Here is a 24,252-nt window from a genome sequence, read left to right on the forward strand (position 1 = left end):
ATAAGGTGACAATTTGATCTGGACGTGTCTATATTGGAGATTCGTTCAGATTTTTTTAGACATTCAAAGGTAGGGGACAATATAAATGATAAAAAAGCTATTAAAATTTTCACTTGGTAATAAATTTGCAATCTTTTTAATGGTCGTCTTGGTGATTTTAGGTGGTGTATATGCGAGTGCAAAACTAAAATTAGAATTGTTACCAGATGTTGAAAATCCAGTGATTTCTGTGCAAACGACAATGCCTGGTGCAACACCGCAAACAACTCAAGATGAAATCAGTAGTAAAATCGATAGTCAAATTCGATCGTTAGCCTATGTCAAAAATGTGAAGACTGAGTCAATACAAAATGCATCTATTGTTACTGTAGAATATGAAAACAATACAGATATGGATAAAGCAGAAGAAGTATTGAAAAAAGAAATAGATAAAATAGAATTTAAAGAAGGGGTAAGTCAGCCGGAATTAACACGTAATTCTATGGATGCTTTTCCTATTGTGGCATATTCCTTTACGAATAAAGATGGTAATTTAAAAGAAACAACCAATGCAATACAGAAACAACTGATTCCGAAACTACAAACCATTAATGGTGTACAAAATGCCCAATTAAATGGGCAAACAACACGTGAAATTACTATGAAATTTAAGCAAGATCAATTGGATAAAGTAGGGATGACAGCTGAGGACGTTGAAAATTATGTTAAAGCGGCATCTAGAGAAACACCACTGGGCTTGTTCCAATTTAATAATACAGATAAATCAATTGTTGTAGATGGTCAGTTCACCTCTGTAGATGCTTTTAAAAATCTACAAATACCGTTAAGTATGGCTGGTCAAAGTCAGAATTCAAATCAATCAAGTAATAGTAAGCAAACATCTGCTAGTAATAGCCAATCTAATGATACTAGTGCATTAGCTTCATCTAAGCCACAATCTTCTGATTCATTAACTTCAACAGGTAATATACCATCTGTTAAATTACAGGATTTAGCTGATATAAAGATTGGTGATGAACGTCAATCTATTTCGAAGACAAATGGTAAAGATGCTGTTAATGTTCAAGTAATGAAAGCGCAAGACGCCAATACTGTTCAAGTTGCTAAAGATGTTCAACAAACCATCGATAAGTTTACTCAAAATAACGCTAAAATTGATGGCGTGAAAACGATGGATACGGCAAAACCTATCCAAGACTCTCTTTACACGATGGTTGAAAAAGCCGCATTAGGTACGATGGTGGCTATTATTGTTATATTACTATTCTTGCGCAATATTAGAACGACAGCAATTTCTATAGTATCAATTCCATTGTCAATATTAATTGCATTGGTAGCTTTGAAACTAACAGATGTGTCATTAAACATACTAACTTTAGGCGCTTTGACGATTGCAATTGGACGTGTTATTGATGATTCCATTGTAGTTGTAGAAAATATTTATCGACGGTTGTCAGATCCAAAAGAACAGCTCAAAGGGAATCCATTGATTATAAATGCAACAACAGAAGTGTTTAAACCAATCTTGTCTTCAACATTAGTTACAATTGTCGTCTTTCTACCTTTGGCATTTGTTTCTGGTTCTGTAGGAGAAATGTTTAGACCATTTGCCTTGGCGATTGCCTTTAGTTTATTGGCATCATTACTTGTGTCAATCACGGTTGTACCGGCGTTAGCCTCAACATTTTTCAAGAGAGGTCTCAAACAACAACGACAGGTTAAACAAAATAATGAAAGTCTAGGTACAGTTGGTCGTGGATACCAAAAAGTCTTATCATGGTCATTGAATCACAAATGGTTAGTTATTATTATAACTACAATTATATTAATAGCGAGTGTTGTCTTAGGTGGCACTAAGTTGGGAACAAGTTATATCTCTACTGGCGAAGATAAGTTTTTAGCAGTTACTTATACACCGAAACCAGGTGAAACTGAAGAAGCAGTATTAAAGCATGCGAAAGATGCTGAAAAATATTTGCAAAGTAAGAAGAAAGTTAAGACGGTACAATATTCAGTTGGTGGACCATCACCGGCTGACCCAACTGGTAGTACAAATAGTATGGCAATTATGGTTGAATATGCCAAAAATACACCTCACTTTGACGAGGAACCAGATAAAGTGTTAAAACACTTGGATCGTTATAAACACCCTGGAACATGGAAGAATTTAGATATGGGAACAGGTGTCGGCAACAGTTCAATAGAAGTAACGGTAAAAGGTAAGTCTACAGAAGCAATTAAAGGGACCGTCGCTAAAGTTGAACAAGCGATGAAGAAAACTTCAGGAGTGGCAAATGTCAAATCAGATTTATCAGAGACATATGATCAATATGAGATAAAAGTTAATCAAAATAAAGCGACTGACAATGGCATTTCTGCAAGTCAACTTGCGTTAAATTTAAATGAAAATTTACCTGAAAAGACGATTTCAACAGTTAAAGAAAATGGAAAATCTATTGATGTTAAAGTGAAACAAAATAAACGTACAGATTGGTCTAAAACGAAATTAGAAAATATTGAGTTGAAAAAACCAACTGGAGGCTCAATTAAGTTAAGTGATATAGCAACACTTAATGAAACATCAACACCTAGCAAACTTGTACAAGAAGAAGGTGATTATGCGACTACGATTTCTGGTAAGGTGATTAGTAAAGACGTAGGTGGTACGTCACAAACAGTCATGCAAAAGGTGAACAAAATAGATAAACCTAATCATGTCAGCATTAGTGTTGGTGGCGCGACGGATGACATTAATACAGCCATGGGACAATTGGCAGTTGCAATGTTGGCTGCGATTATTATTGTCTATCTCATTCTAGTTATCACTTTTAAAGGCGGACTAGCACCATTTACAATTTTATTCTCTTTACCTTATACAGTTATTGGAGTTGTATTAGCACTGCTCATTACTGGAGAAACTATTTCGGTCCCAAGTTTAATTGGTGTGTTGATGTTAATAGGTATTGTAGTGACCAATGCAATTGTATTAATTGATCGAGTAATCAATAATGAGCATGCAGGCATGTCGATGAAAGAAGCATTAATTGAGGCAGGAGGCATCCGTATACGTCCAATTTTAATGACAGCTATTGCTACTATTGGTGCATTATTACCATTATTATTTGGACAAGATAGCTCAATTTTAATTTCTAAAGGGATGGCAGCAACAGTCATTGGTGGACTTATTTCTTCTACACTCTTAACGCTCATTGTTGTACCAGTAATATACGAAATTTTATTTACTTTAAAAGGAAAACTAACCCGTAAATAATCTAAAAAAACACACATGACTAACGAGTATGATAGTCATGTGTGTTTTGCAATATATAGTATTCATTTCACAGTTTAAACTAATACATGATGAATACTAAAATTAAGTAAACAATGTATAACAAAAGAGTTAAGAGATTCAAAATAAGCAAGCCTTTGCGATCTTGTTTTATTGCTTTGAATCCAGTTACTTCAACATTACCAACAAGTAAAAGTAATACAATAAATACCCACCAATTTTCTGTAGGGAATTGCAGTGTAGTGATTGCAATTACGAAGAGTAGTAATATCCCCATAATAATGCGCAATATTCTTGTGAAAATTGTTGGCATTTTATAAATGCTAATATAGCTCACAATGAGATATAAAATAGGTAAAAGTATCAGATATAGTTGCATTTTAGACTTCCTTTCTAGGCCAGAGCCTATCATAGCATGTTAATGTTAATATGACTAGATGATTAATTATGACGCATTTTTGACCGTAATGTTGCAATTTGCTGTTCAATTTCAGCTAATTGTCCAATCAATGGATCAACATTTTGATTTAACGATTCTTTTTTTTCTAAATCATTTTGCAAGCGAACATAATCATATTTCAATTCAGCTAATTTAGCTTCTAAATCCATAAAATGAACTCCTTTGTCATCATAAAATAATGGTTAAAAGAATTATATCATGAATATAAAGACTTCTAAACCGAAGTAAAACTATGATAGAGTACTTTAATGTATATATAAACTTTAAATGAAAGAAGGGCGTATCGTGACTGAACAATTTGTTATGATTATTTTGCTAATAGGGCTTGGTTATTTTCTTAAGCGCATTCACTTTGTTAAAGCGGCTGATAGCCAGGTACTAGCAACACTTGTAATTAATGTCACTTTGCCTTCTCTGGTGATTGTAAATTTAAATCAAGCAGATTTAGATATGTCTTTTGTGATATTGCCTATTATGATGCTGGTTTACGGTGTATTATCTAAAGTCTTTATAATTTGGCTGTTTAAAAGGTATTCAAATAATATGCGTGGATCCGTGGGAATGATGATGGCAGCTTTAAATATAGGATTATTTGCCTATCCATTAGTAGAAGCGATATGGCCTCAAAAAGGGTTGATTTATTTTGGTATGGCTGATATTGGGGGAGCTATCATTATGTTTGGTGTAACATACTTTGTTGGGAGTTACTATAGTGAAGGTACCGATCAATTTAATTTTAAATTTTTAGCTAAAAAGTTAGTTCAGTCTGTTCCTCTAGTAACTTATATCACGATGTTTTCACTTAATATGTTTAACATTCATCTGCCACATATTGCTATTGACTTCTTTAGCATTTTATCAAAGGCTAATATGCCATTATCAATGATACTACTGGGAATGATGCTTAACTTCCAAATTGAACGGAATTATATTGCTGTAGCAATAAAGTACTTAGCAATTCATTACGGCGTTGGTTTGGCAGCAGGTCTGGCAGTCTATTTCTTCTTGCCGGTCTCCGATTCAATGATTAAAACGACATTGTTTGTTACTTGGCTATTACCAGTAGGTGTAGCTATTATTCCTTACGCAATTCAATTTAAATACAAAACGCTACCGTTTATTGGCATGGTGACCAATTTAACGATAATGATTAGTATCGTTATACTATATGTATATCAAGCAGTCTTTGTATCATAAATAACAGGATATATTATGATTGGGTAAAACCGTAATCATACAAACAAGAACTGGAGCAGGACAGCATTCATTATGAATTCTTAGTCCCGCTCCGGCAAGGTTGACTGGATTGAAAAAGGTTGGTATCAGCGTATTTTCAATCCAGTCAACTACTGTCAATATTTAGTTCATAGCTTAAAATGTAATGATGTCCCAGACTTGTTCAAATCACTTTTTAGTTGCTACTTGTAGGCTTAGTGAATTGTTCAAGTTTAAATTTTTTATATTCATAATTGACTTTGAAACCAAGTTCATTAAAGCGTGATACAAGTTTTGTATTTTTACTTCGTATTTTAAAATGAACTTTTTTAATTTCATAGTGCTTAAAGGCATAATTCAATCCATAACTTAATAAATCAAAGCCAATGCCCATGAAACGATAATCTGAGTGAGAGCTAAAGTATTTAATTTCAGCATGGGAACCAGTAGTATCAATTTGTAGATACAGATAACCTTTTAAGATGCCTTCACTAACAAAAAGGAATAAACGATGGTAATCATCTAATGTAGCGATAAGTTCTTCTGCTGTATGTGCGCCGTGTTTAAAAGTATCATGATGCAACTTAGCAAAATGACGGTAAAAAGCTGTATGATATTCAATAATATTAGGATTAATTGTCTCCGCATGTGTTTGCTTATAGGCTTCTAGATAGTAATCCGTGAAATTATAATGCGCATGAATAGCATCCATCAATGGATAATACGTTTGGAGTCCTTCTTCAAAAGAAAAATTAAAAATCGAATGAGCAGATACATTTGAATTTAATGCATTAAATAACGCTTGAAAATCCTCCACAGTTAAGTCATGCTCTCCTTTAGTAAATGGACCAATGACTTTATAACAATCTTTTGCGTAAGAGAAAGCAAACAAAATGGCCTTTATATCATTGTTATAATCTGCACATGCAAATACACCTGGAAAATGTATTGCCTTGGTTAATAAAGTATCTATATCATCATAATTTTGAGGCAATTTATATAAATATGAGGTCTGAATGTAACTCGAAGCTTCTATAAATGACTTAATCGTTGCTAATTCTGTGAGTTTATGAATTTCCATTGATTTACCTCCCGCACCTTATAGTTAAGTTAATTATAAGAATAATCGTCAACAATTAAAAGCTTTGCATGTGAAATCACATGTTACAATAAGACTATTAATGACAAAATAGTGTCGAATATGGTGACACTTGAAATGAAAGGACTTACTATGAAATCTTTAATTTTAGCTGAAAAACCTTCTGTTGCGAGAGATATAGCAGATGCTTTACACATAACGCATAAGAAAAACGGTTATATAGAAAACGAAAAATATATTGTGACCTGGGCACTTGGACATTTAGTAACCAATGCTCAACCCGAGCATTACGACAAAAGATATCAGACATGGAATTTAAACGATTTGCCCATTATTCCCAAACATATGAAAACGATAGTAATTGGAAAAACAAGCAAGCAATTTAAAACAGTGAAATCATTATTGTTAAATAAGCAGGTAAATAACGTGATTATTGCTACTGATGCGGGTAGAGAAGGCGAACTTGTTGCGCGGCTTATCTTAGATAAAGTAGGCAATAAAAAGCCAATTCAACGTTTGTGGATTAGTTCAGTTACTAAAAAAGCAATTCAACAAGGTTTTAAGAACTTACAAGACGGGAGAAAATATAATCATCTGTATCAAGCAGCGTTAGCGCGCAGTGAAGCAGATTGGATTGTAGGGATTAACGCAACACGTGCTTTAACGACTAAATATGATGCTCAATTATCATTAGGGCGTGTGCAAACGCCAACCATTCAATTAGTGTATGAGCGTCAGAAAGAAATCAAGCAATTCAAACCTGAAGATTACTACACATTGCATATTAAAGTTGCTGGCTATGAGTTTGATTTGGACTCACAGCAACGCTTTAAACAAAGAGAAGATTTAGAGCATATCGTTAAAGCCATCGCACAAAATAATATTCAAGTGACGACCGTTGAGACAAAGCGTAAAAAAAGCTATCCGCAAGCATTGTTTAACTTAACTGATTTACAACAAGAGGCGTACCGCCGATTTAAAATGGGACCTAAAGAAACTCTGAATACGTTACAAAATTTATATGAACGACATAAATTAGTGACTTATCCTAGAACCGATTCTAACTTTTTAACTAGTGATATGGTAGAAACGTTCTCTGAACGACTGCAAGCTTTACTTGCAACTGATTACAAAGTTGCAGTTAAAAATCTAATGAAAAAGTCGTTCAATACAAAACTAAATATCATTAATGATAAAAAAGTTTCAGATCATCATGCGATCATTCCAACTGAAATTAGACCAGATTTAAATCAACTTACTGCAAGAGAACAAAAAATATATATGCTTGTGGCTGAGCGCTTTATTGCATCATTAATGGAACCATACCAATATGAAATGACAACGGTTAAGTTAGAAGTAGCACAGCATCAGTTTAAAATGAAAGAAAACATACCTTTGCAACTAGGATATAAAGCCTTATTTGACACAACGCAAACTGAAGTAAAGAAACAACCTTTCCGTCAAGGGCAACAATATCCAATTTCACAAACAAATATAAAGAAACATCAAACAACACCACCAGATTATTTTAATGAAGGAACGTTATTAAAAGCGATGGAATCACCACAACAAGTTATTCATATACAAGATAAGAAATATGCACAAATGCTTAAACAAACTGGAGGTATTGGCACCGTAGCGACTCGGGCAGATATTATTGAAAAACTTTTCAATATTAATGCAATTGAATCAACAGATGGAAAGATTAAGGTCACATCTAAAGGACAACAAATATTAGATTTAGCACCAGAAGCCTTAACTTCACCGTTATTAACTGCAGAATGGGAAGAAAAATTAACTCGAATTGAAAAAGGTAAGTATAATCAGCGGAAATTTATACAGGAAATGCAAGATTTTACGACAAAAATAGTGCATGACATTAAAAATAGTGTGCAGACATATAAACATGATAACTTAACTACAACAGAATGTCCTACATGTGGGAAATTTATGATTAAAGTAAAAACAAAGAATGGGCAGATGCTAGTATGCCAAGATCCTTCTTGTAAAACGAAAAAGAATGTGCAACGTAAAACGAATGCAAGATGTCCAAATTGTAAGAAGAAAATGACATTATTTGGTAAAGGGAAAGAAGCGACATATCGTTGTATTTGCGGCTATACGGAAACACAACGACATATGGATGAGCGAATGAAGCATAAAAATAATAATAAGATATCTAAAAAGGAAATGAAGAAATATATGTCATCTGATGAAAAGTTGGAAAATAATCCGTTTAAAGATGCGTTAAAAAATTTAAAACTATAAATAATTCGAACAAAATGAGACTTTATAATAATAAAGTTCGTATTTGCTATTGTTTTTTCTACTAATAGGTATTAAACTATTAAAGTATTTTATTAAAAGGAGCATTTTACGGTGAGAAAATATTTCCAATTTGACGAAAATAACACGAATTATAAGAAGGAAATTATTGGTGGGATAACGACATTTTTATCCATGGCTTATATATTGGCTGTCAATCCACATGTCTTAAGTCTTGCAGGGGTTAAGGGTGTAACTCCAGACATGAAGATGGATCAAGGAGCGATTTTTGTAGCAACTGCTTTAGCAGCTTTTGTTGGTTCTTTATTTATGGGATTGATAGCGAGATATCCTATTGCATTAGCACCAGGTATGGGATTAAATGCCTTCTTTGCATTTACAGTAGTATTAAATTTGGGTATTCCATGGCAAATCGGATTAACAGGTGTGCTTTTCTCAGGAATTGTGTTTGCCTGTTTGACAATTTCTGGTTGGCGCGAAGTCATTATTAATGCCATCCCATATCAAATGAAAATGGCAGTATCGGCTGGTATTGGTTTATTTATCACCTTTGTTGGTTTACAAAGCGCTGGAATCATTGTGAAAAACAAATCCACACTTGTAACGCTTGGAAAGTTAACAGAAGGACCAGTATTATTAGCGATATTAGGTATTGTTGTAACGGTTATTTTATATGCTAAGAAAGTACCTGGTTCAATTTTTATAGGAATGGTGATTACTGCAATTGTTGGAATGGTAACGGGACTTATTCATGCACCTTCAGGTATAGTAGGACATGTTCCAAGTATTAAACCAACATTTGGGGCAGCTTTCGAAGCATTTAAAGATCCATCACAACTGTTTACGATTCAATTTTTAATTGTAATATTAACGTTTTTATTTATTGATTTCTTTGATACTGCAGGTACATTAGTTGCGGTTGCAACTCAAGCAGGTATTATGAAAGATAATAAACTCCCACGTGCAGGTAGAGCATTATTTTCAGACTCACTAGCAACGATCGTCGGTGCAATATTTGGTACGACAACGACAACATCATATATAGAATCTACTTCTGGTGTTGCTGTAGGAGCAAGAACAGGATTTGCGAGTATCGTGACAGGTTGTTGCTTCTTATTGGCATTATTCTTCAGCCCATTAATGCAAGTTGTAACAAGTGCTGTTACTACACCAGCCCTTGTTGTTGTTGGAGTATTGATGGCGGCAAACTTTGCTGAAATTGATTGGAAAAAGTTCGAAGTAGCTGTTCCAGCGTTTATTACAATTATCATGATGCCTTTATCGTATTCTATTGCTACTGGAATTGCGTGTGGTTTTATTTTCTACCCAATTACAATGCTTATTACTAAAAAACATAAAGAAGTGCATCCAATCATGTATGTATTAATGGTGCTCTTCATTTTATATTTCGTGTTTGTACACGGTTAAAATTAAAAAGATCCTAAGACATATGAATCATGTTTTAGGATCTTAATTACATATGGACAATAGTTGACTTGATTGAAAATGCGTTTATACCAAGTTTTTCAATCTTAGCCAACCTTTTGTCGGGGCGGGACTACGAATTCAAAATGAATGTTGTCCCGCTCCGTTTTAATTAAATCAGCGATTCTCATGTTTATCATCTTTATACTGTGTATAAACAACACGCGCATTTTTATTAGGTAGATAAGTTGGAGCGCTTAAGACGATAAATAAGAAAAATACCATCAAGAAGAATAAAATCCAATGCGTAATCATCCCAATAATTGGAAGAATTGCAATAAGTGATCCGACAATTCCAATTAAAGGTATAACTAGCATAGGCTTAATGGCATTTTGTTTATCGAAAAGCAAGATTATAACCAATACTAAATATAAAAATGCATTAAATAATAACGGTTGCCAAAAATAACTAAAGATAATCATTCCACCTAAAAAGGGGATTCCATAAAAGAATTCACATACTAATATAAATACACTAATAAGTGAAAGTGTAACTTTAATACTATGTTTCATGTAACGACACCTCCATTTACCTATATTATATGTAAAAAAAAGATATATAGAAATTAAAAAGGCTGTAAACTAATATTACCTAAATAATTAATGACTAAAAATGCGAAAAACAGTTGAACTGACTGTAATTATCAAGTACAATACAAAGGTATGTGTTAGACAAGGTTAGAAAAAATACAGAAACCCCTTGAATTAGATTGGTTTTTACTGTATCATATCTAATGTTGGACTTGTAAGAAGCGATGAAGCGAAAGGTTACTGACACACCCGGCCGCTTTGCCATGGCGTTGTGGCAGATAGTTTTCGTGGAGAAGTCTATCACTTAAATGTAGACGAATAAGGAGGGAAAATTATGGCAAAACAAAAAATCAGAATCAGATTAAAAGCTTATGATCACCGTGTGATTGATCAATCAGCAGAAAAAATTGTTGAAACTGCAAAACGTTCTGGTGCAGATGTTTCTGGACCAATTCCGTTACCAACTGAAAAATCAGTTTATACAATTATCCGTGCGGTGCATAAGTATAAAGATTCTCGTGAACAATTCGAACAACGTACACACAAACGTTTAATCGATATTGTGAACCCAACACCAAAAACAGTTGATGCTTTAATGGGCTTAAACTTACCATCTGGTGTAGACATCGAAATTAAATTATAATAGAAAATTTTAGGAGGTGGACTTTCGATGACCAAAGGAATCTTAGGAAGAAAAATTGGGATGACTCAAGTATTTGGAGAAAATGGTGAATTAATCCCAGTTACAGTAGTAGAAGCAAGTCAAAACGTAGTATTGCAAAAGAAAACTGAAGAAGTAGATGGATACAATGCTATTCAAGTAGGTTTTGAAGACAAACAAGCATATAAAAAAGATGCAAAATCAAACAAATATGCAACGAAACCAGCTGAAGGTCATGCTAAAAAAGCAGGCACAGCGCCTAAGCGCTTCATTCGTGAATTCAGAAACGTCAATGTTGATGAATACGAAGTAGGTCAAGAAGTCTCAGTTGATACATTTGAAGCTGGCGACATCATTGATGTAACAGGCGTATCTAAAGGTAAAGGTTTCCAAGGTGCTATTAAACGACATGGTCAAGCACGTGGACCAATGGCTCACGGTTCTCATTTCCACAGAGCACCAGGTTCAGTAGGTATGGCTTCTGATGCTTCAAGAGTATTTAAAGGTCAAAAAGCACCTGGACGTATGGGTGGTAACACAGTGACTGTACAAAACTTAGAAGTAGTACAAGTTGATACTGAAAATGGCGTTATCCTTGTAAAAGGTAATGTTCCAGGAGCTAAAAAAGGCTTAGTAGAAATTAAATCTTCAATTAAAAAAGGTAATAAATAATTAAGTAGCGAAAGGAGGAAAATGCATAATGGCTAATTATGATGTATTAAAAGTAGACGGTTCTAAAGCAGGTTCAGTAGAACTTAGCGATGCAGTATTCGGCATTGAACCAAATAACAGCGTGCTTTTTGAAGCAATTACATTACAACGTGCTTCATTACGCCAAGGAACACATGCTGTTAAAAATCGTTCAGCAGTTCGTGGCGGTGGACGTAAACCATGGAGACAAAAAGGTACAGGACGTGCGCGTCAAGGTACGATTCGTGCGCCACAATGGCGTGGTGGTGGTATCGTATTTGGACCAACTCCAAGAAGCTATGCTTATAAAATGCCTAAGAAAATGCGTCGTTTAGCGTTACGTTCAGCATTGTCATTCAAAGTTAAAGAAAATGGATTCACAGTTGTAGATAGCTTTGGTTTCGAAGCACCTAAAACGAAAGAATTCAAAAACGTGTTAACTACATTAGAACAACCTAAAAAAGTTTTAGTAGTGACAGAAAATGAAGACGTAAACGTAGCATTATCTGCACGTAATATTCCTGGAGTACAAGTTACTACAGCGACTGGCTTAAACGTATTAGATATTTCAAGTGCTGACAGTGTAATCATCACTGAAGCAGCTGCTAAAAAAGTTGAGGAGGTGCTCGGATAATGGAAGCTAGAGACATTCTTAAGCGCCCCGTAATCACTGAAAAATCTTCAGAAGCTATGGCAGAAGAAAAATATACATTTGACGTTGATACTCGTGTAAACAAAACACAAGTTAAAGATGCTGTTGAAGAAATCTTTGACGTTAAAGTTGCAAATGTCAACATCATGAACTATAAACCTAAGAAAAAACGTATGGGCCGATACCAAGGTTATACGAATAAACGAAGAAAAGCGATTGTTACATTAAAAGAAGGATCAATCGACTTATTTAACTAAAATAAAATTACCAATAAGGAGGTAAGCGACAATGGCTCTTAAAAAATATAAGCCAATAACAAATGGTCGTCGTAATATGACTTCATTAGATTTCGCGGAGATTACTAAAACAACTCCAGAAAAGTCATTATTACAACCGCTACCGAAAAGAGCGGGACGTAACAACCAAGGTAAATTGACAGTACGCCATCATGGTGGCGGCCACAAACGTCAATACCGTGTTATCGATTTCAAACGTAATAAAGATGGAATCACAGCTAAAGTTGATTCTATTCAATATGATCCAAACAGATCAGCAAATATTGCATTATTAGTATATGCAGATGGTGAAAAACGCTATATTATCGCACCTAAAGGATTAGAAGTAGGACAAGTAGTTGAAAGTGGTGAAGACGCTGACATCAAAGTTGGTAACGCATTACCATTACAAAACATACCTGTTGGTACTATCATCCATAACATTGAATTAAAACCAGGAAAAGGTGGACAACTTGCGCGTTCAGCAGGTGCCAGCTCTCAAGTACTTGGTAAAGAAGGTAAATACGTATTAATCAGATTGCGTTCTGGTGAAGTTCGTATGGTGCTATCAACATGCCGAGCAACAATTGGACAAGTTGGTAACTTACAACATGAACTTGTTAACGTAGGTAAAGCAGGACGTTCAAGATGGAAAGGTATCCGTCCTACAGTTCGTGGTTCTGTAATGAACCCTAACGATCACCCACACGGTGGTGGTGAAGGTCGTGCTCCAATCGGTAGACCATCTCCAATGTCTCCATGGGGTAAACCAACTCTTGGCAAGAAAACACGTCGTGGTAAAAAAGCATCAGATAAACTTATCGTACGTGGACGTAAGAGAAAATAATAAAATCAACTTATTTGGGTGTGCGGCGTAAAGCTGCACGCACACAATAAGAAGGGAGGCGCCCAAATGGCTCGTAGTATTAAAAAAGGACCTTTCGTCGATGATCATTTAATGAAAAAAGTTGAAGCTCAAGACGGAAGTGAAAGAAAACAAGTAATTAAAACATGGTCTCGTCGTTCTACAATTTTCCCTAATTTCATTGGACATACATTTGCAGTATACGATGGACGTAAGCATGTACCTGTTTATGTTACTGAAGATATGGTTGGTCACAAATTAGGTGAATTTGCTCCAACTCGTACATTCAAAGGACATGCAGCAGACGACAAGAAAACAAGAAGATAACATATATAAGTAGAGGAGGAAATCCTAATGGAAGCAAAAGCGGTTGCTAGAACTATAAGAATCGCACCTCGTAAAGTTAGATTAGTTCTTGACTTAATCAGAGGTAAAAATGCTGCTGAAGCAATTGCAATTTTAAAATTGACAAACAAAGCTTCATCACCAGTAATTGAAAAAGTATTAATGTCCGCTTTAGCAAATGCTGAACACAACTATGATATGAACACTGATGAATTAGTTGTTAAAGAAGCATATGCTAATGAAGGACCAACATTAAAACGTTTCCGTCCACGTGCACAAGGCCGTGCAAGTGCAATTAACAAACGTACTAGCCACATCACTATCGTCGTAAGTGACGGAAAAGAAGAAGCTAAAGAAGCTTAATAATTATTTAAGGAGGGAACACTGTGGGTCAAAAAATTAATCCTATCGGACTTCGTGTCGGTATCATCCGTGATTGGGAAGCAAAATGGTATGCTGAAAAAGACTTTGCATCATTACTACACGAAGATTTAAAAATCCGTAAATTTATTGATAACGAATTAAAAGAAGCATCAGTTTCACACGTTGACATTGAACGTGCAGCTAACCGAATTAACATTGCGATTCATACTGGTAAACCTGGTATGGTAATTGGTAAAGGCGGTTCAGAAATTGAAAAACTTCGTAACAAATTAAACAATTTAACTGATAAGAAAGTACACATCAACGTTGTTGAAATCAAAAAAATTGATATCGATGCACGTTTAGTTGCTGAAAACATTGCACGTCAATTAGAAAATCGTGCATCATTCCGCCGTGTACAAAAACAAGCGATTTCAAGAGCTATGAAGTTAGGTGCTAAAGGTATCAAAACTCAAGTTTCTGGTCGTTTAGGTGGCGCAGACATCGCTCGTGCCGAACAATATTCTGAAGGAACTGTTCCACTTCATACATTGCGTGCTGACATTGATTACGCACATGCTGAAGCCGACACTACTTATGGTAAATTAGGCGTTAAAGTATGGATTTATCGTGGAGAAGTTCTTCCTACTAAGAACACTAGTGAAGGAGGAAAATAATAATGTTACTACCAAAACGTGTTAAATATCGTCGTCAACATCGTCCAAAAACAACTGGTCGTTCAAAAGGCGGTAACTATGTAACATTTGGTGAGTATGGATTACAAGCAACTACAACGTCTTGGATTACATCTCGTCAAATCGAATCTGCTCGTATTGCTATGACACGTTACATGAAACGTGGCGGGAAAGTTTGGATTAAAATCTTCCCACATACACCATATACTAAAAAACCTTTAGAAGTTCGTATGGGTGCCGGTAAAGGTGCTGTTGAAGGTTGGATCGCAGTTGTGAAACCAGGTCGTATCTTATTCGAGATTGCTGGTGTACAAGAAGAAGTTGCTCGTGAAGCATTGCGTTTAGCTAGTCACAAACTTCCAGTTAAAACTAAGTTTGTAAAACGTGAAGAATTGGGTGGTGAAACAAATGAAAGCTAAGGAAATTAGAGACTTAACCACTTCAGAAATCGAAGAACAAATCAAATCTTCAAAAGAAGAACTTTTTAACCTACGCTTTCAGTTAGCTACAGGTCAATTAGAGGAAACTGCACGTATTCGCACAGTAAGAAAAACGATTGCACGTCTAAAAACTGTCGCTCGTGAAAGAGAAATTGAACAAAGTAAGGCTAATCAATAAAAGAGGAGGTTGTAAAAGTGAGTGAAAGAAATGATCGCAAAGTTTACACTGGCAGAGTAGTTTCTGACAAAATGGACAAAACTATCACTGTATTAGTAGAAACTTACAAAACACACAAATTATACGGTAAACGTGTAAAATACTCTAAAAAATACAAAACTCATGATGAAAACAATTCAGCTAAATTAGGAGACATTGTTAAAATCCAAGAAACTCGTCCTTTATCAGCAACAAAACGTTTTCGTTTAGTAGAAATTGTTGAAGAGTCAGTAATTATTTAATACAAGATTAAAGATAAGGGAGGTTTAACGAATGATCCAACAAGAAACTCGATTAAAAGTGGCAGACAACTCTGGTGCTCGTGAAGTTCTTACAATCAAAGTGTTAGGTGGATCTGGTCGCAAAACTGCGAACATTGGTGATGTAATTGTTTGTACTGTTAAAAATGCAACACCAGGTGGCGTTGTTAAAAAAGGCGATGTAGTAAAAGCTGTTATAGTTAGAACTAAGTCAGGTGTTCGCCGTGATGATGGTTCATATATCAAATTTGATGAAAATGCATGTGTCATTATTCGTGATGACAAAGGCCCACGTGGTACTCGTATCTTTGGTCCTGTTGCTCGTGAATTACGTGAAGGTAACTTCATGAAAATCGTTTCATTAGCACCAGAAGTACTATAAACAAACAATAACCATAATATTTAAGGAGGTGCCCACATGCATATCAAAAAAGGTGACAACGTAAAAGTTATCGCAGGTAAAGACAAAGGTAAAGAAGGAAAAGTTATTGCTACTGAACCTAAAAAAGACCGTGTCGTTGTGGAAGGTGTAAATGTTATTAAAAAACACCAAAAACCAACTCAATTAAATCCTGAAGGTGGAATCTTAGAAACAGAGGCAGCTATCCATGTTTCTAACGTACAATTATTAGACCCTAAAACAAATGAACCTACACGTGTTGGTTATAAATTTGTTGATGGTAAAAAAGTTCGTATTGCTAAAAAGTCAGGCGAAGAAATCAAATCTAATAATTAATAAATAATCGAAAGGAGGATCCACTTTGAACCGTTTAAAAGAAAAATTCAACACAGAAGTTACTGAAAACTTGGTTAAAAAGTTTAACTACAGTTCAGTAATGGAAGTACCAAAAATCGAAAAAATCGTAGTTAACATGGGTGTCGGTGATGCTGTTCAAAACTCTAAAGTTTTAGATAGTGCAGTTGAAGAATTAGAATTAATCACTGGTCAAAAACCATTAGTAACTAAAGCTAAAAAATCAATCGCAACATTCCGTTTACGTGAAGGTATGCCAATCGGTGCAAAAGTAACACTTCGCGGTGAAAGAATGTATGAATTCTTAGATAAATTAATCGCAGTTTCATTACCACGTGTACGTGACTTCCATGGTGTTTCTAAAAAAGCATTTGATGGTCGCGGTAACTACACTTTAGGTATTAAAGAACAATTAATTTTCCCTGAAATCGATTATGATAAAGTAAGCAAAGTAAGAGGAATGGATATTGTTATCGTAACAACTGCTAACACTGACGAGGAAGCTCGTGAATTGTTATCAAACTTCGGTATGCCATTTCGTAAATAATCTCTAAAAAAGGAGGCTAATTAAGTGGCTAAAACTTCAATGGTTGCTAAGCAACAAAAAAAACAAAAATATGCAGTACGCGAATACACACGTTGTGAACGTTGTGGACGTCCACATTCTGTATACCGTAAATTTAAATTATGCCGTATTTGTTTCCGTGAATTAGCTTATAAAGGTCAAATTCCTGGCGTACGCAAAGCTAGTTGGTAATTATTAAGAGTCTGAAAGGAGGCAACAATCAATGACAATGACAGATCCAATTGCAGATATGCTAACTCGTGTGAGAAACGCTAACATGGTGCGTCACGATAAATTAGAGTTACCTGCATCAAACATTAAAAAACAAATTGCTGAAATCTTAAAAAATGAAGGTTTCATTAAAAACGTAGAATTCGTTGAAGATGATAAACAAGGTGTTCTTCGCTTATTCCTAAAATATGGTCAAAATAACGAACGTGTTATCACAGGTTTAAAACGTATTTCTAAACCAGGTTTACGTGTTTATGCTAAAGCTAACGAAGTGCCTAAAGTATTAAATGGTTTAGGTATCGCATTAGTTTCTACATCTGAAGGTGTTATCACTGATAAAGAAGCAAGAAAACGTAATGTTGGTGGAGAAATTATCGCATACGTTTGGTAATAATAAATAAGGAGGTGCCCTAACATGAGTCGTGTTGGTAAGAAAATTATTAATATTCCTACAGACGTAACAGTTACATTTGATGGTCATACTGCAACTGTTAAAGGTCCAAAAGGGGAATTATCAAGAACTTTTGATGAAAAAATGACTTTTAAACAAGAAGAAAACACTATCGAAGTAGTAAGACCATCAGATTCTAAAGATGATCGTACAGTTCATGGTACTACTCGTGCTTTATTAAACAACATGGTGCAAGGTGTATCACAAGGTTATGAAAAAACGCTTGAACTTGTTGGTGTTGGTTACCGTGCTCAAATGCAAGGAACTAATTTAGTATTAAATGTGGGATATTCTCACCCTGTAGAAATTAAAGCAGAAAATGGTATCACATTTGCTGTTGAAAAGAATACTACAATCAAAGTATCTGGCGTATCTAAAGAGCAAGTTGGAGCAATTGCTTCTAACATTCGCGCAGTAAGACCTCCAGAACCTTATAAAGGTAAAGGAATTCGTTACCAAGGTGAATACGTTCGCCGTAAAGAAGGTAAAACTGGTAAATAATAGATAACTCTCGAAAGAAAGGAGTATAACAATGATCAGTAAAATTGATAAAAATAAAGTGCGTTTAAAAAGACATGCACGTGTTCGTACTAGCTTATCTGGTACAGCTGAAAAACCTCGTTTGAATGTTTATCGTTCAAATAAACATATTTACGCACAAATTATTGATGATGTAAAAGGCGAAACAATCGTACAAGCATCATCTAAAGATAAAGATATTGCTAGTGACTCAACTTCTAAAGTAGATTTAGCTACAAAAGTTGGTGAAGCAATTGCTAAAAAAGCCAATGACAAAGGCATTAAAGCTATTGTATTTGACCGCGGAGGTTACCTATACCATGGTCGTGTAAAAGCATTAGCAGATGCTGCAAGAGAAAGCGGATTAGAATTTTAATTTAAAGGAGGGACAATTACATGGCTCGTAGAGAAGAAGAAGCGAAAGAATTTGAAGAACGCGTTGTAACAATCAACCGTGTTGCGAAAGTTGTTAAAGGTGGACGTCGTTTCCGTTTCACTGCATTAGTAGTAGTAGGAGACAAAAAAGGTCGTGTAGGTTTCGGTACTGGTAAAGCACAAGAAGTACCTGAAGCTATCAAAAAAGCTGTAGAAGCAGCTAAAAAAGATTTAGTAGTCGTTCCACGTGTAGAAGGAACAACTCCTCATACTATCACTGGTCGTTATGGCTCAGGTAGCGTATTCATGAAACCTGCTGCACCTGGTACTGGTGTTATCGCTGGTGGTCCAGTTCGTGCGGTATTAGAATTAGCAGGTATTACTGATATCTTAAGTAAATCATTAGGTTCAAACACACCAATCAATATGGTTCGTGCAACAATCAATGGTTTACAAAACCTTAAAAATGCTGAAGATGTTGCGAAATTACGTGGCAAAACAGTAGAAGAATTATACAATTAAGGAGGGAAAATAAATAATGGCTAAATTACAAATTACCCTCACGCGTAGTGTTATTGGTCGTCCTGAAACACAACGTAAAACTGTTGAAGCATTGGGTCTTAAAAAGACAAACAGTTCAGTAGTTGTTGAAGACAACCCTGCAATTCGTGGGCAAATCAACAAAGTAAAACATTTATTATCAGTAGAAGAAAAATAAATAAGGAGGTGCCGAGAGAATGAAATTACATGAGTTAAAAGCAGCTGAAGGATCACGTAAAGAACGCAATCGTGTTGGACGTGGTGCTGCAACTGGTAACGGTAAAACAAGTGGTCGCGGTCAAAAAGGTCAAAAAGCACGTTCAGGTGGTGGCGTAAGACCAGGTTTTGAAGGTGGACAATTGCCTTTATTCCGTCGTTTACCTAAACGTGGTTTTACTAACATTAACCGTAAGGAATATGCTATTGTTAACTTAGACCAACTTAATAAATTTGAAGATGGTACTGAAGTAACTCCAGCTTTATTAGTTGAAACTGGTGTTGTGAAGAATGAAAAATCTGGTATTAAAGTACTAGGTAATGGTTCACTTGAGAAAAAATTAACAGTGAAAGCTCATAAATTTTCAGCTTCAGCAGCAGATGCTATTGATGCAAAAGGTGGAGCACACGAGGTGATCTAATGTTTCAAACGCTTGTGAGCTTTTTTACAACTAAAGAAGTTCGTAACAAGATTTTCTTCACTCTAGCAATGTTAATTATTTTTAAGATTGGGACGTATATCCCAGCTCCAGGAGTAAATCCTGAACCCTTTGCACATCAAGGTTCGGATCAAGGTGTTGCTGCTTTGCTAAATACGTTTGGTGGCGGAGCCTTAAAGAACTTTTCAATTTTTGCAATGGGTATTATGCCATACATCACTGCATCTATCGTAATGCAACTATTACAGATGGATATCGTACCTAAGTTTTCTGAATGGGCGAAACAAGGTGAAGTAGGTAAAAGAAAATTAAGTAACGTCACACGTTACTTTGCAATTATATTGGCTTTTGTTCAGTCAATAGGTATGGCATTCCAATTTAACAATTATCTAGGCGGTAAATTGGTTATTAATCAATCCGTGATGAGTTATTTGTTAATTGCGATTGTCTTAACAACAGGAACAGCATTTTTAATTTGGCTTGGAGACCAAATCACACAGTTTGGTGTAGGTAATGGTATTTCAATCATTATCTTCGCGGGTATCTTATCCACTTTACCATCATCTATCATCCAATTTGCGCAACAAGCATTTGTTGGTAACGATGATACGACTTTAGCATGGTTAAAAGTGATAGGTTTAGTAGTAGGTTTAATCTTGCTAACAATCGGTGCAATTTATGTACTTGAAGCGAAGCGTAAGATACCTATTCAATATGCGAAAAAACAATCAGCTCAACGATTAGGTTCACAAGCAACTTATCTACCTTTGAAAGTTAACTCAGCAGGGGTTATACCAGTAATCTTTGCGATGGCGTTCTTCTTATTGCCAAGAACATTAACGTTGTTCTTCCCTAAAGCAGATTGGGCTCAAACTATATCTCAAACTGCGAACCCATCCAATACTTATGGTATGATTGTTTATGTTGTGTTAATTATTGCGTTTACTTACTTTTACGCATTTGTTCAAGTTAATCCTGAAAAAATGGCCGATAATTTGAAGAAACAAGGTAGTTATGTACCAGGTATTCGTCCTGGCGACCAAACGAAAAAGTATATTACTAAAGTGCTATATCGCTTAACTTTTGTAGGTTCTATTTTCTTAGCAGTTATTGCTATTTTACCGATTTTAGCGACTAAGTTTATGAGCTTACCACAATCCATTCAAATTGGTGGTACAAGCTTGCTTATCGTTATTGGTGTAGCAATTGAAACTATGAAATCTTTAGAAGCTCAAGTAAGCCAAAAAGAATATAAAGGCTTTGGTGGTAGATAACTTGTAGGAGGGCATTTATGAATATCATTTTAATGGGTCTACCTGGCGCAGGTAAAGGAACTCAAGCGAGTGAAATTGTTAAGAAATTCCCAATATCACATATATCTACTGGTGACATGTTCAGAAAAGCGATTAAAGATGAGACTGATTTAGGCAAAGAAGCTAAATCATACATGGATCGTGGGGAATTAGTCCCTGATGAAGTTACTGTAGGTATCGTTAAAGAAAGAATTTCTGAAGACGATGCAAAAAAAGGCTTTTTATTGGATGGCTTTCCTAGAACAATCGATCAAGCTGAGGCATTAAATGAAATTATGTCTGAGCTTGACAGAGATATTGATGCGGTTATCAATATAGAAGTTCCAGAAGAAGAACTAATGAATCGCTTAACAGGTCGACGTATATGTGAAACATGTGGTACGACTTATCATCTTGTTTTTAATCCTCCAAAGGTAGAAGGTATTTGCGATATCGATGGTGGAAAGTTGTATCAGCGAGAAGATGATAATCCAGAAACAGTATCCAACCGTTTGAGCGTTAATGTTAAACAATCAAAACCTATTTTAGAATACTATGATAAAAAAGGTGTCTTGAAAAACATTGATGGTTCAAAAAACATTGACGAAGTAACCAGCGATGTCATTGATATCTTAAATCATTTAAAATAGATCAACTTTATACGGTCTATTAAATGGTGATTTTATTTAGGTTTAATCTATGATTAATAAGTTGAGTGACATAAGACGATATAATTCCCGCACTTTTGTTGAAGTTATTCTAACTAGTCACTGAAATAGATTCGTATCGTTAAAGTTGTCTATTGACGATTACCTTACTATTGCAAAAAGGGGGAAGTAATCAATGGCGAAACAAGATGTAATTGAATTAGAAGGTACAGTACTTGATACTTTACCAAATGCTATGTTTAAAGTAGAATTAGAAAATGGTCATGAGATTTTAGCACATGTAAGTGGTAAAATCAGAATGAATTATATTCGAATTCTTCCTGGCGACAAAGTAACAGTAGAAATGTCTCCGTATGATTTGTCACGCGGTAGAATTACGTATCGTTATAAATAATCGTCACTCCATAATATAGGGAGGTATAAAAATGAAAGTAAGACCATCAGTAAAACCAATTTGCGAAAAATGTAAAGTCATTAAACGTAAAGGTAAAGTTATGGTAATTTGTGATAATCCTAAGCACAAACAAAGACAAGGTTAATTAAAAGAGAGGTGTAAATTTATATGGCACGTATTGCAGGAGTAGATATTCCACGTGAAAAACGCGTTGTAATTTCTTTAACTTATATATACGGTATCGGTACATCAACAGCTCAAAAAATTGTTGAACAAGCAAATGTTTCAGCTGATACACGTGTAAAAGATTTAACAGATGATGAATTAGGTCGTATCCGTGAGGTTGTTGATAGCTTTAAAGTTGAAGGTGACCTACGTCGTGAACAAAATTTAAACATTAAACGTTTAATGGAAATTTCATCATACCGTGGTATCCGTCACCGTCGTGGATTACCAGTTCGCGGTCAAAAAACTAAAAATAACGCTCGTACGCGTAAAGGCCCAGTGAAAACTGTAGCTAACAAGAAAAAATAATAGGTAAAGGAGGCAAAAATAAATGGCACGTAAACAAGTATCTCGTAAACGTAGAGTTAAAAAGAATATTGAAAACGGTGTTGCGCATATCCGTTCAACATTCAACAATACTATTGTAACTATCACAGATGAATTTGGTAATGCATTATCATGGTCATCAGCTGGTGCATTAGGTTTTAAAGGTTCTAAAAAATCTACACCTTTTGCAGCACAAATGGCTTCAGAAACTGCATCAAAATCTGCAATGGAACACGGTTTAAAAACTGTAGAAGTAACAGTTAAAGGTCCTGGCCCAGGTCGTGAATCAGCTATCCGTGCATTACAATCTGCTGGTTTAGAAGTAACAGCAATCAGAGACGTTACTCCAGTACCACATAATGGTTGTCGTCCACCAAAACGTCGTCGCGTCTAATTCTTGATTGTTATTGTTACAGGTCACTGATCACTTAGCAAAACAGTTTGAAATTAAAGTCGACGTATTTAAGGAGGATATTTGTAAATGATAGAAATCGAAAAACCTAGAATTGAGACAATTGAAATTAGTGATGATGCTAAATTCGGTAAGTTCGTTGTTGAACCACTAGAACGTGGCTACGGTACTACACTAGGAAACTCCTTACGTCGTATCCTACTATCTTCATTACCAGGTGCAGCCGTTAAATACATCGAGATTGAAGGCGTATTACACGAGTTTTCAGCAATAGATAATGTAGTGGAAGATGTATCTACAATTATCATGAACATCAAAAAACTAGCATTAAAAATCTATTCTGAAGAGGATAAAACGTTAGAAATTGATGTACGAGATGAAGGCGAAGTAACTGCAAGTGATATCACACATGATAGTGATGTTGAGATTTTAAACCCAGAGCTTAAAATCGCAACCGTGTCTAAAGGTGGACATCTTAAAATTCGTCTTGTTGCTAATAAGGGTAGAGGTTACGCATTAGCAGAACAAAACAACACTAGTGATTTACCAATTGGAGTAATTCCTGTTGATTCACTTTATTCACCTGTAGAACGTGTAAACTATACAGTTGAAAATACACGTGTAGGTCAAAGTAGTGATTTTGATAAATTAACATTGGATGTTTGGACAAATGGTTCAATCACGCCACAAGAATCAGTATCATTAGCTGCTAAAATAATGACTGAGCACTTAAATATCTTTGTAGGTCTTACTGATGAAGCTCAAAATGCTGAAATTATGATCGAAAAAGAAGAAGACCAAAAAGAAAAAGTATTAGAAATGTCTATTGAAGAATTAGACTTATCTGTACGTTCATATAACTGTTTAAAACGCGCAGGAATCAATTCTGTACAAGAGTTAGCTGATAAATCAGAAGCTGATATGATGAAAGTGCGTAATTTAGGTCGTAAATCTCTTGAAGAAGTTAAATACAAATTAGAAGATTTAGGTTTAGGTTTAAGAAAAGAAGATTGAT

General features: G+C 35.1%; 36 protein-coding genes. 32 read left to right on the forward strand and 4 right to left on the reverse strand.

The features are described 5' to 3' along the window. The first annotated feature begins 85 nt into the window (after positions 1–85). Positions 86–3,271, forward strand: coding sequence for an efflux RND transporter permease subunit (locus AL499_RS10350; protein ID WP_002492209.1), 3,186 nt, complete (start codon positions 86–88; stop codon positions 3,269–3,271). 79 nt (positions 3,272–3,350) lie between these two features. On the opposite strand, the gene mspA is transcribed toward AL499_RS10350, so the two are convergent. Together mspA and AL499_RS12690 are read right to left on the reverse strand one after the other, a co-directional pair. After that, the gene (gene mspA / locus AL499_RS10355; RefSeq protein WP_002492245.1) at positions 3,351–3,668 is read right to left on the reverse strand and encodes a membrane stabilizing protein MspA; all 318 of its coding nucleotides are present in this window, start codon (positions 3,666–3,668) and stop codon (positions 3,351–3,353) included. A gap of 62 nt (positions 3,669–3,730) precedes the next feature. After that, positions 3,731–3,898: an SE1832 family protein gene (locus AL499_RS12690; protein WP_002460077.1), complete on the reverse strand. Its 168-nt coding sequence runs from the start codon at positions 3,896–3,898 to the stop codon at positions 3,731–3,733. 136 nt (positions 3,899–4,034) lie between these two features. Between AL499_RS12690 and AL499_RS10360 the strand changes: the two genes are divergently transcribed. Continuing rightward, a complete protein-coding gene (locus tag AL499_RS10360) occupies positions 4,035–4,946 on the forward strand; it encodes an AEC family transporter (protein ID WP_037540574.1) in 912 nt (303 codons plus the stop codon). Positions 4,947–5,160: 214 nt separating this feature from the next. On the opposite strand, the gene AL499_RS10365 is transcribed toward AL499_RS10360, so the two are convergent. Continuing rightward, entirely contained in the window at positions 5,161–6,045 is an 885-nt protein-coding gene (locus tag AL499_RS10365; protein ID WP_002492206.1) for a GNAT family N-acetyltransferase, read from the reverse strand. Positions 6,046–6,195: 150 nt separating this feature from the next. On the opposite strand from AL499_RS10365, the gene AL499_RS10370 reads away from it, so the two are divergent. Together AL499_RS10370 and AL499_RS10375 are read left to right on the forward strand one after the other, a co-directional pair. Beyond that, on the forward strand, positions 6,196–8,331 hold the full coding sequence (locus tag AL499_RS10370) for a DNA topoisomerase III (RefSeq protein ID WP_002478828.1): 2,136 nt from the start codon (positions 6,196–6,198) through the stop codon (positions 8,329–8,331). A gap of 111 nt (positions 8,332–8,442) precedes the next feature. After that, the gene (locus tag AL499_RS10375; protein WP_002460073.1) at positions 8,443–9,777 is read left to right on the forward strand and encodes an NCS2 family permease; all 1,335 of its coding nucleotides are present in this window, start codon (positions 8,443–8,445) and stop codon (positions 9,775–9,777) included. Positions 9,778–9,951: 174 nt separating this feature from the next. Here the strand turns inward: AL499_RS10375 and AL499_RS10380 are convergent, their stop codons facing one another. Beyond that, complete coding sequence (locus AL499_RS10380) at positions 9,952–10,347, reverse strand: hypothetical protein (protein WP_002460071.1); 396 nt, start codon at positions 10,345–10,347, stop codon at positions 9,952–9,954. Positions 10,348–10,699: 352 nt separating this feature from the next. Between AL499_RS10380 and rpsJ the strand changes: the two genes are divergently transcribed. The 28 genes from rpsJ (at position 10,700) to AL499_RS10520 (ending at position 24,251) form a co-directional block, all read left to right on the forward strand. Further along, positions 10,700–11,008: a 30S ribosomal protein S10 gene (rpsJ, locus tag AL499_RS10385; RefSeq protein WP_001118667.1), complete on the forward strand. Its 309-nt coding sequence runs from the start codon at positions 10,700–10,702 to the stop codon at positions 11,006–11,008. Positions 11,009–11,035: 27 nt separating this feature from the next. Beyond that, a complete protein-coding gene (gene rplC / locus AL499_RS10390) occupies positions 11,036–11,698 on the forward strand; it encodes a 50S ribosomal protein L3 (RefSeq protein WP_002478829.1) in 663 nt (220 codons plus the stop codon). A gap of 28 nt (positions 11,699–11,726) precedes the next feature. Next, on the forward strand, positions 11,727–12,350 hold the full coding sequence (gene rplD, locus AL499_RS10395; protein WP_002460069.1) for a 50S ribosomal protein L4: 624 nt from the start codon (positions 11,727–11,729) through the stop codon (positions 12,348–12,350). Continuing rightward, a complete protein-coding gene (rplW, locus tag AL499_RS10400) occupies positions 12,350–12,625 on the forward strand; it encodes a 50S ribosomal protein L23 (protein WP_002460068.1) in 276 nt (91 codons plus the stop codon). Before rplD ends, rplW begins: the two co-directional genes overlap by 1 nt. Positions 12,626–12,656: 31 nt before the next feature. After that, positions 12,657–13,490 (forward strand): 50S ribosomal protein L2, encoded by an 834-nt coding sequence (gene rplB, locus AL499_RS10405; RefSeq protein WP_002460067.1) that lies wholly within the window; start codon positions 12,657–12,659, stop codon positions 13,488–13,490. A 66-nt stretch (positions 13,491–13,556) separates the two neighbouring features. Further along, entirely contained in the window at positions 13,557–13,835 is a 279-nt protein-coding gene (rpsS, locus tag AL499_RS10410; protein WP_002478831.1) for a 30S ribosomal protein S19, read from the forward strand. Between the two features lie 27 nt (positions 13,836–13,862). After that, positions 13,863–14,216, forward strand: a complete 354-nt coding sequence (rplV, locus tag AL499_RS10415; RefSeq protein WP_000387527.1) for a 50S ribosomal protein L22 — start codon at positions 13,863–13,865, stop codon at positions 14,214–14,216. Between the two features lie 23 nt (positions 14,217–14,239). Then, positions 14,240–14,893, forward strand: a complete 654-nt coding sequence (gene rpsC, locus AL499_RS10420) for a 30S ribosomal protein S3 (RefSeq protein ID WP_002460064.1) — start codon at positions 14,240–14,242, stop codon at positions 14,891–14,893. Between the two features lie 2 nt (positions 14,894–14,895). Then, the gene (gene rplP, locus AL499_RS10425; protein WP_002460063.1) at positions 14,896–15,330 is read left to right on the forward strand and encodes a 50S ribosomal protein L16; all 435 of its coding nucleotides are present in this window, start codon (positions 14,896–14,898) and stop codon (positions 15,328–15,330) included. After that, the gene (gene rpmC / locus AL499_RS10430; protein ID WP_000644737.1) at positions 15,320–15,529 is read left to right on the forward strand and encodes a 50S ribosomal protein L29; all 210 of its coding nucleotides are present in this window, start codon (positions 15,320–15,322) and stop codon (positions 15,527–15,529) included. The genes rplP and rpmC overlap by 11 nt, the downstream gene beginning before the upstream one ends. A gap of 17 nt (positions 15,530–15,546) precedes the next feature. Then, complete coding sequence (gene rpsQ, locus AL499_RS10435) at positions 15,547–15,810, forward strand: 30S ribosomal protein S17 (RefSeq protein ID WP_002460062.1); 264 nt, start codon at positions 15,547–15,549, stop codon at positions 15,808–15,810. Positions 15,811–15,841: 31 nt separating this feature from the next. Next, positions 15,842–16,210 (forward strand): 50S ribosomal protein L14, encoded by a 369-nt coding sequence (gene rplN, locus AL499_RS10440; RefSeq protein ID WP_002460061.1) that lies wholly within the window; start codon positions 15,842–15,844, stop codon positions 16,208–16,210. Between the two features lie 36 nt (positions 16,211–16,246). Further along, positions 16,247–16,564, forward strand: coding sequence for a 50S ribosomal protein L24 (rplX, locus tag AL499_RS10445; protein ID WP_002448459.1), 318 nt, complete (start codon positions 16,247–16,249; stop codon positions 16,562–16,564). Between the two features lie 25 nt (positions 16,565–16,589). Continuing rightward, complete coding sequence (gene rplE / locus AL499_RS10450) at positions 16,590–17,129, forward strand: 50S ribosomal protein L5 (RefSeq protein WP_002460060.1); 540 nt, start codon at positions 16,590–16,592, stop codon at positions 17,127–17,129. A 24-nt stretch (positions 17,130–17,153) separates the two neighbouring features. Continuing rightward, positions 17,154–17,339: a type Z 30S ribosomal protein S14 gene (locus tag AL499_RS10455; protein WP_001140799.1), complete on the forward strand. Its 186-nt coding sequence runs from the start codon at positions 17,154–17,156 to the stop codon at positions 17,337–17,339. A 31-nt stretch (positions 17,340–17,370) separates the two neighbouring features. Next, positions 17,371–17,769 (forward strand): 30S ribosomal protein S8, encoded by a 399-nt coding sequence (gene rpsH / locus AL499_RS10460; protein WP_002460058.1) that lies wholly within the window; start codon positions 17,371–17,373, stop codon positions 17,767–17,769. A gap of 24 nt (positions 17,770–17,793) precedes the next feature. Then, positions 17,794–18,330 (forward strand): 50S ribosomal protein L6, encoded by a 537-nt coding sequence (gene rplF / locus AL499_RS10465; RefSeq protein ID WP_002460057.1) that lies wholly within the window; start codon positions 17,794–17,796, stop codon positions 18,328–18,330. A gap of 31 nt (positions 18,331–18,361) precedes the next feature. Next, entirely contained in the window at positions 18,362–18,724 is a 363-nt protein-coding gene (gene rplR, locus AL499_RS10470; RefSeq protein ID WP_002460056.1) for a 50S ribosomal protein L18, read from the forward strand. A 20-nt stretch (positions 18,725–18,744) separates the two neighbouring features. After that, complete coding sequence (gene rpsE, locus AL499_RS10475; RefSeq protein WP_002460054.1) at positions 18,745–19,245, forward strand: 30S ribosomal protein S5; 501 nt, start codon at positions 18,745–18,747, stop codon at positions 19,243–19,245. 16 nt (positions 19,246–19,261) lie between these two features. Continuing rightward, positions 19,262–19,441 (forward strand): 50S ribosomal protein L30, encoded by a 180-nt coding sequence (gene rpmD, locus AL499_RS10480; RefSeq protein ID WP_002460053.1) that lies wholly within the window; start codon positions 19,262–19,264, stop codon positions 19,439–19,441. 19 nt (positions 19,442–19,460) lie between these two features. Continuing rightward, positions 19,461–19,901, forward strand: a complete 441-nt coding sequence (gene rplO / locus AL499_RS10485) for a 50S ribosomal protein L15 (RefSeq protein ID WP_002460052.1) — start codon at positions 19,461–19,463, stop codon at positions 19,899–19,901. Then, the gene (gene secY / locus AL499_RS10490) at positions 19,901–21,193 is read left to right on the forward strand and encodes a preprotein translocase subunit SecY (protein ID WP_002460051.1); all 1,293 of its coding nucleotides are present in this window, start codon (positions 19,901–19,903) and stop codon (positions 21,191–21,193) included. Before rplO ends, secY begins: the two co-directional genes overlap by 1 nt. Before the next feature lie 17 nt (positions 21,194–21,210). Then, positions 21,211–21,861 carry an adenylate kinase gene (locus AL499_RS10495; RefSeq protein WP_002492253.1) on the forward strand — a complete coding sequence of 217 codons (651 nt, stop codon included), beginning with the start codon at positions 21,211–21,213 and terminating at the stop codon, positions 21,859–21,861. Positions 21,862–22,054: 193 nt separating this feature from the next. Further along, complete coding sequence (gene infA / locus AL499_RS10500; RefSeq protein WP_001829792.1) at positions 22,055–22,273, forward strand: translation initiation factor IF-1; 219 nt, start codon at positions 22,055–22,057, stop codon at positions 22,271–22,273. 31 nt (positions 22,274–22,304) lie between these two features. Next, entirely contained in the window at positions 22,305–22,418 is a 114-nt protein-coding gene (gene rpmJ, locus AL499_RS10505; protein WP_001829709.1) for a 50S ribosomal protein L36, read from the forward strand. A gap of 23 nt (positions 22,419–22,441) precedes the next feature. Next, positions 22,442–22,807: a 30S ribosomal protein S13 gene (gene rpsM / locus AL499_RS10510; RefSeq protein ID WP_002460049.1), complete on the forward strand. Its 366-nt coding sequence runs from the start codon at positions 22,442–22,444 to the stop codon at positions 22,805–22,807. A 22-nt stretch (positions 22,808–22,829) separates the two neighbouring features. Continuing rightward, the gene (gene rpsK / locus AL499_RS10515; RefSeq protein WP_000101625.1) at positions 22,830–23,219 is read left to right on the forward strand and encodes a 30S ribosomal protein S11; all 390 of its coding nucleotides are present in this window, start codon (positions 22,830–22,832) and stop codon (positions 23,217–23,219) included. 87 nt (positions 23,220–23,306) lie between these two features. Continuing rightward, complete coding sequence (locus AL499_RS10520; protein ID WP_002460048.1) at positions 23,307–24,251, forward strand: DNA-directed RNA polymerase subunit alpha; 945 nt, start codon at positions 23,307–23,309, stop codon at positions 24,249–24,251. Position 24,252: the final 1 nt, after the last annotated feature.

It is taken from the genome of Staphylococcus lugdunensis, assembly GCF_001558775.1.
Lineage (GTDB): Bacteria > Bacillota > Bacilli > Staphylococcales > Staphylococcaceae > Staphylococcus > Staphylococcus lugdunensis.

Excerpts from the sequence above, each read along its gene's own strand:
- AL499_RS10350 (WP_002492209.1), top strand. The coding sequence starts at position 86 with ATGATAAAAAAGCTATTAAAATTTTCACTTGGTAATAAATTTGCAATC.
- mspA (WP_002492245.1), bottom strand. The coding sequence starts at position 3,668 with ATGCAACTATATCTGATACTTTTACCTATTTTATATCTCATTGTGAGC.
- AL499_RS12690 (WP_002460077.1), bottom strand. The coding sequence starts at position 3,898 with ATGGATTTAGAAGCTAAATTAGCTGAATTGAAATATGATTATGTTCGC.
- AL499_RS10365 (WP_002492206.1), bottom strand. The coding sequence starts at position 6,045 with ATGGAAATTCATAAACTCACAGAATTAGCAACGATTAAGTCATTTATA.
- AL499_RS10370 (WP_002478828.1), top strand. The coding sequence starts at position 6,196 with ATGAAATCTTTAATTTTAGCTGAAAAACCTTCTGTTGCGAGAGATATA.
- AL499_RS10380 (WP_002460071.1), bottom strand. The coding sequence starts at position 10,347 with ATGAAACATAGTATTAAAGTTACACTTTCACTTATTAGTGTATTTATA.
- rpsJ (WP_001118667.1), top strand. The coding sequence starts at position 10,700 with ATGGCAAAACAAAAAATCAGAATCAGATTAAAAGCTTATGATCACCGT.
- rplC (WP_002478829.1), top strand. The coding sequence starts at position 11,036 with ATGACCAAAGGAATCTTAGGAAGAAAAATTGGGATGACTCAAGTATTT.
- rplD (WP_002460069.1), top strand. The coding sequence starts at position 11,727 with ATGGCTAATTATGATGTATTAAAAGTAGACGGTTCTAAAGCAGGTTCA.
- rplW (WP_002460068.1), top strand. The coding sequence starts at position 12,350 with ATGGAAGCTAGAGACATTCTTAAGCGCCCCGTAATCACTGAAAAATCT.
- rplB (WP_002460067.1), top strand. The coding sequence starts at position 12,657 with ATGGCTCTTAAAAAATATAAGCCAATAACAAATGGTCGTCGTAATATG.
- rpsS (WP_002478831.1), top strand. The coding sequence starts at position 13,557 with ATGGCTCGTAGTATTAAAAAAGGACCTTTCGTCGATGATCATTTAATG.
- rplV (WP_000387527.1), top strand. The coding sequence starts at position 13,863 with ATGGAAGCAAAAGCGGTTGCTAGAACTATAAGAATCGCACCTCGTAAA.
- rplP (WP_002460063.1), top strand. The coding sequence starts at position 14,896 with ATGTTACTACCAAAACGTGTTAAATATCGTCGTCAACATCGTCCAAAA.
- rpmC (WP_000644737.1), top strand. The coding sequence starts at position 15,320 with ATGAAAGCTAAGGAAATTAGAGACTTAACCACTTCAGAAATCGAAGAA.
- rplN (WP_002460061.1), top strand. The coding sequence starts at position 15,842 with ATGATCCAACAAGAAACTCGATTAAAAGTGGCAGACAACTCTGGTGCT.
- rplX (WP_002448459.1), top strand. The coding sequence starts at position 16,247 with ATGCATATCAAAAAAGGTGACAACGTAAAAGTTATCGCAGGTAAAGAC.
- rpsH (WP_002460058.1), top strand. The coding sequence starts at position 17,371 with ATGACAATGACAGATCCAATTGCAGATATGCTAACTCGTGTGAGAAAC.
- rplF (WP_002460057.1), top strand. The coding sequence starts at position 17,794 with ATGAGTCGTGTTGGTAAGAAAATTATTAATATTCCTACAGACGTAACA.
- rplR (WP_002460056.1), top strand. The coding sequence starts at position 18,362 with ATGATCAGTAAAATTGATAAAAATAAAGTGCGTTTAAAAAGACATGCA.
- rpsE (WP_002460054.1), top strand. The coding sequence starts at position 18,745 with ATGGCTCGTAGAGAAGAAGAAGCGAAAGAATTTGAAGAACGCGTTGTA.
- rpmD (WP_002460053.1), top strand. The coding sequence starts at position 19,262 with ATGGCTAAATTACAAATTACCCTCACGCGTAGTGTTATTGGTCGTCCT.
- rplO (WP_002460052.1), top strand. The coding sequence starts at position 19,461 with ATGAAATTACATGAGTTAAAAGCAGCTGAAGGATCACGTAAAGAACGC.
- secY (WP_002460051.1), top strand. The coding sequence starts at position 19,901 with ATGTTTCAAACGCTTGTGAGCTTTTTTACAACTAAAGAAGTTCGTAAC.
- AL499_RS10495 (WP_002492253.1), top strand. The coding sequence starts at position 21,211 with ATGAATATCATTTTAATGGGTCTACCTGGCGCAGGTAAAGGAACTCAA.
- infA (WP_001829792.1), top strand. The coding sequence starts at position 22,055 with ATGGCGAAACAAGATGTAATTGAATTAGAAGGTACAGTACTTGATACT.
- rpmJ (WP_001829709.1), top strand. The coding sequence starts at position 22,305 with ATGAAAGTAAGACCATCAGTAAAACCAATTTGCGAAAAATGTAAAGTC.
- rpsM (WP_002460049.1), top strand. The coding sequence starts at position 22,442 with ATGGCACGTATTGCAGGAGTAGATATTCCACGTGAAAAACGCGTTGTA.
- rpsK (WP_000101625.1), top strand. The coding sequence starts at position 22,830 with ATGGCACGTAAACAAGTATCTCGTAAACGTAGAGTTAAAAAGAATATT.
- AL499_RS10520 (WP_002460048.1), top strand. The coding sequence starts at position 23,307 with ATGATAGAAATCGAAAAACCTAGAATTGAGACAATTGAAATTAGTGAT.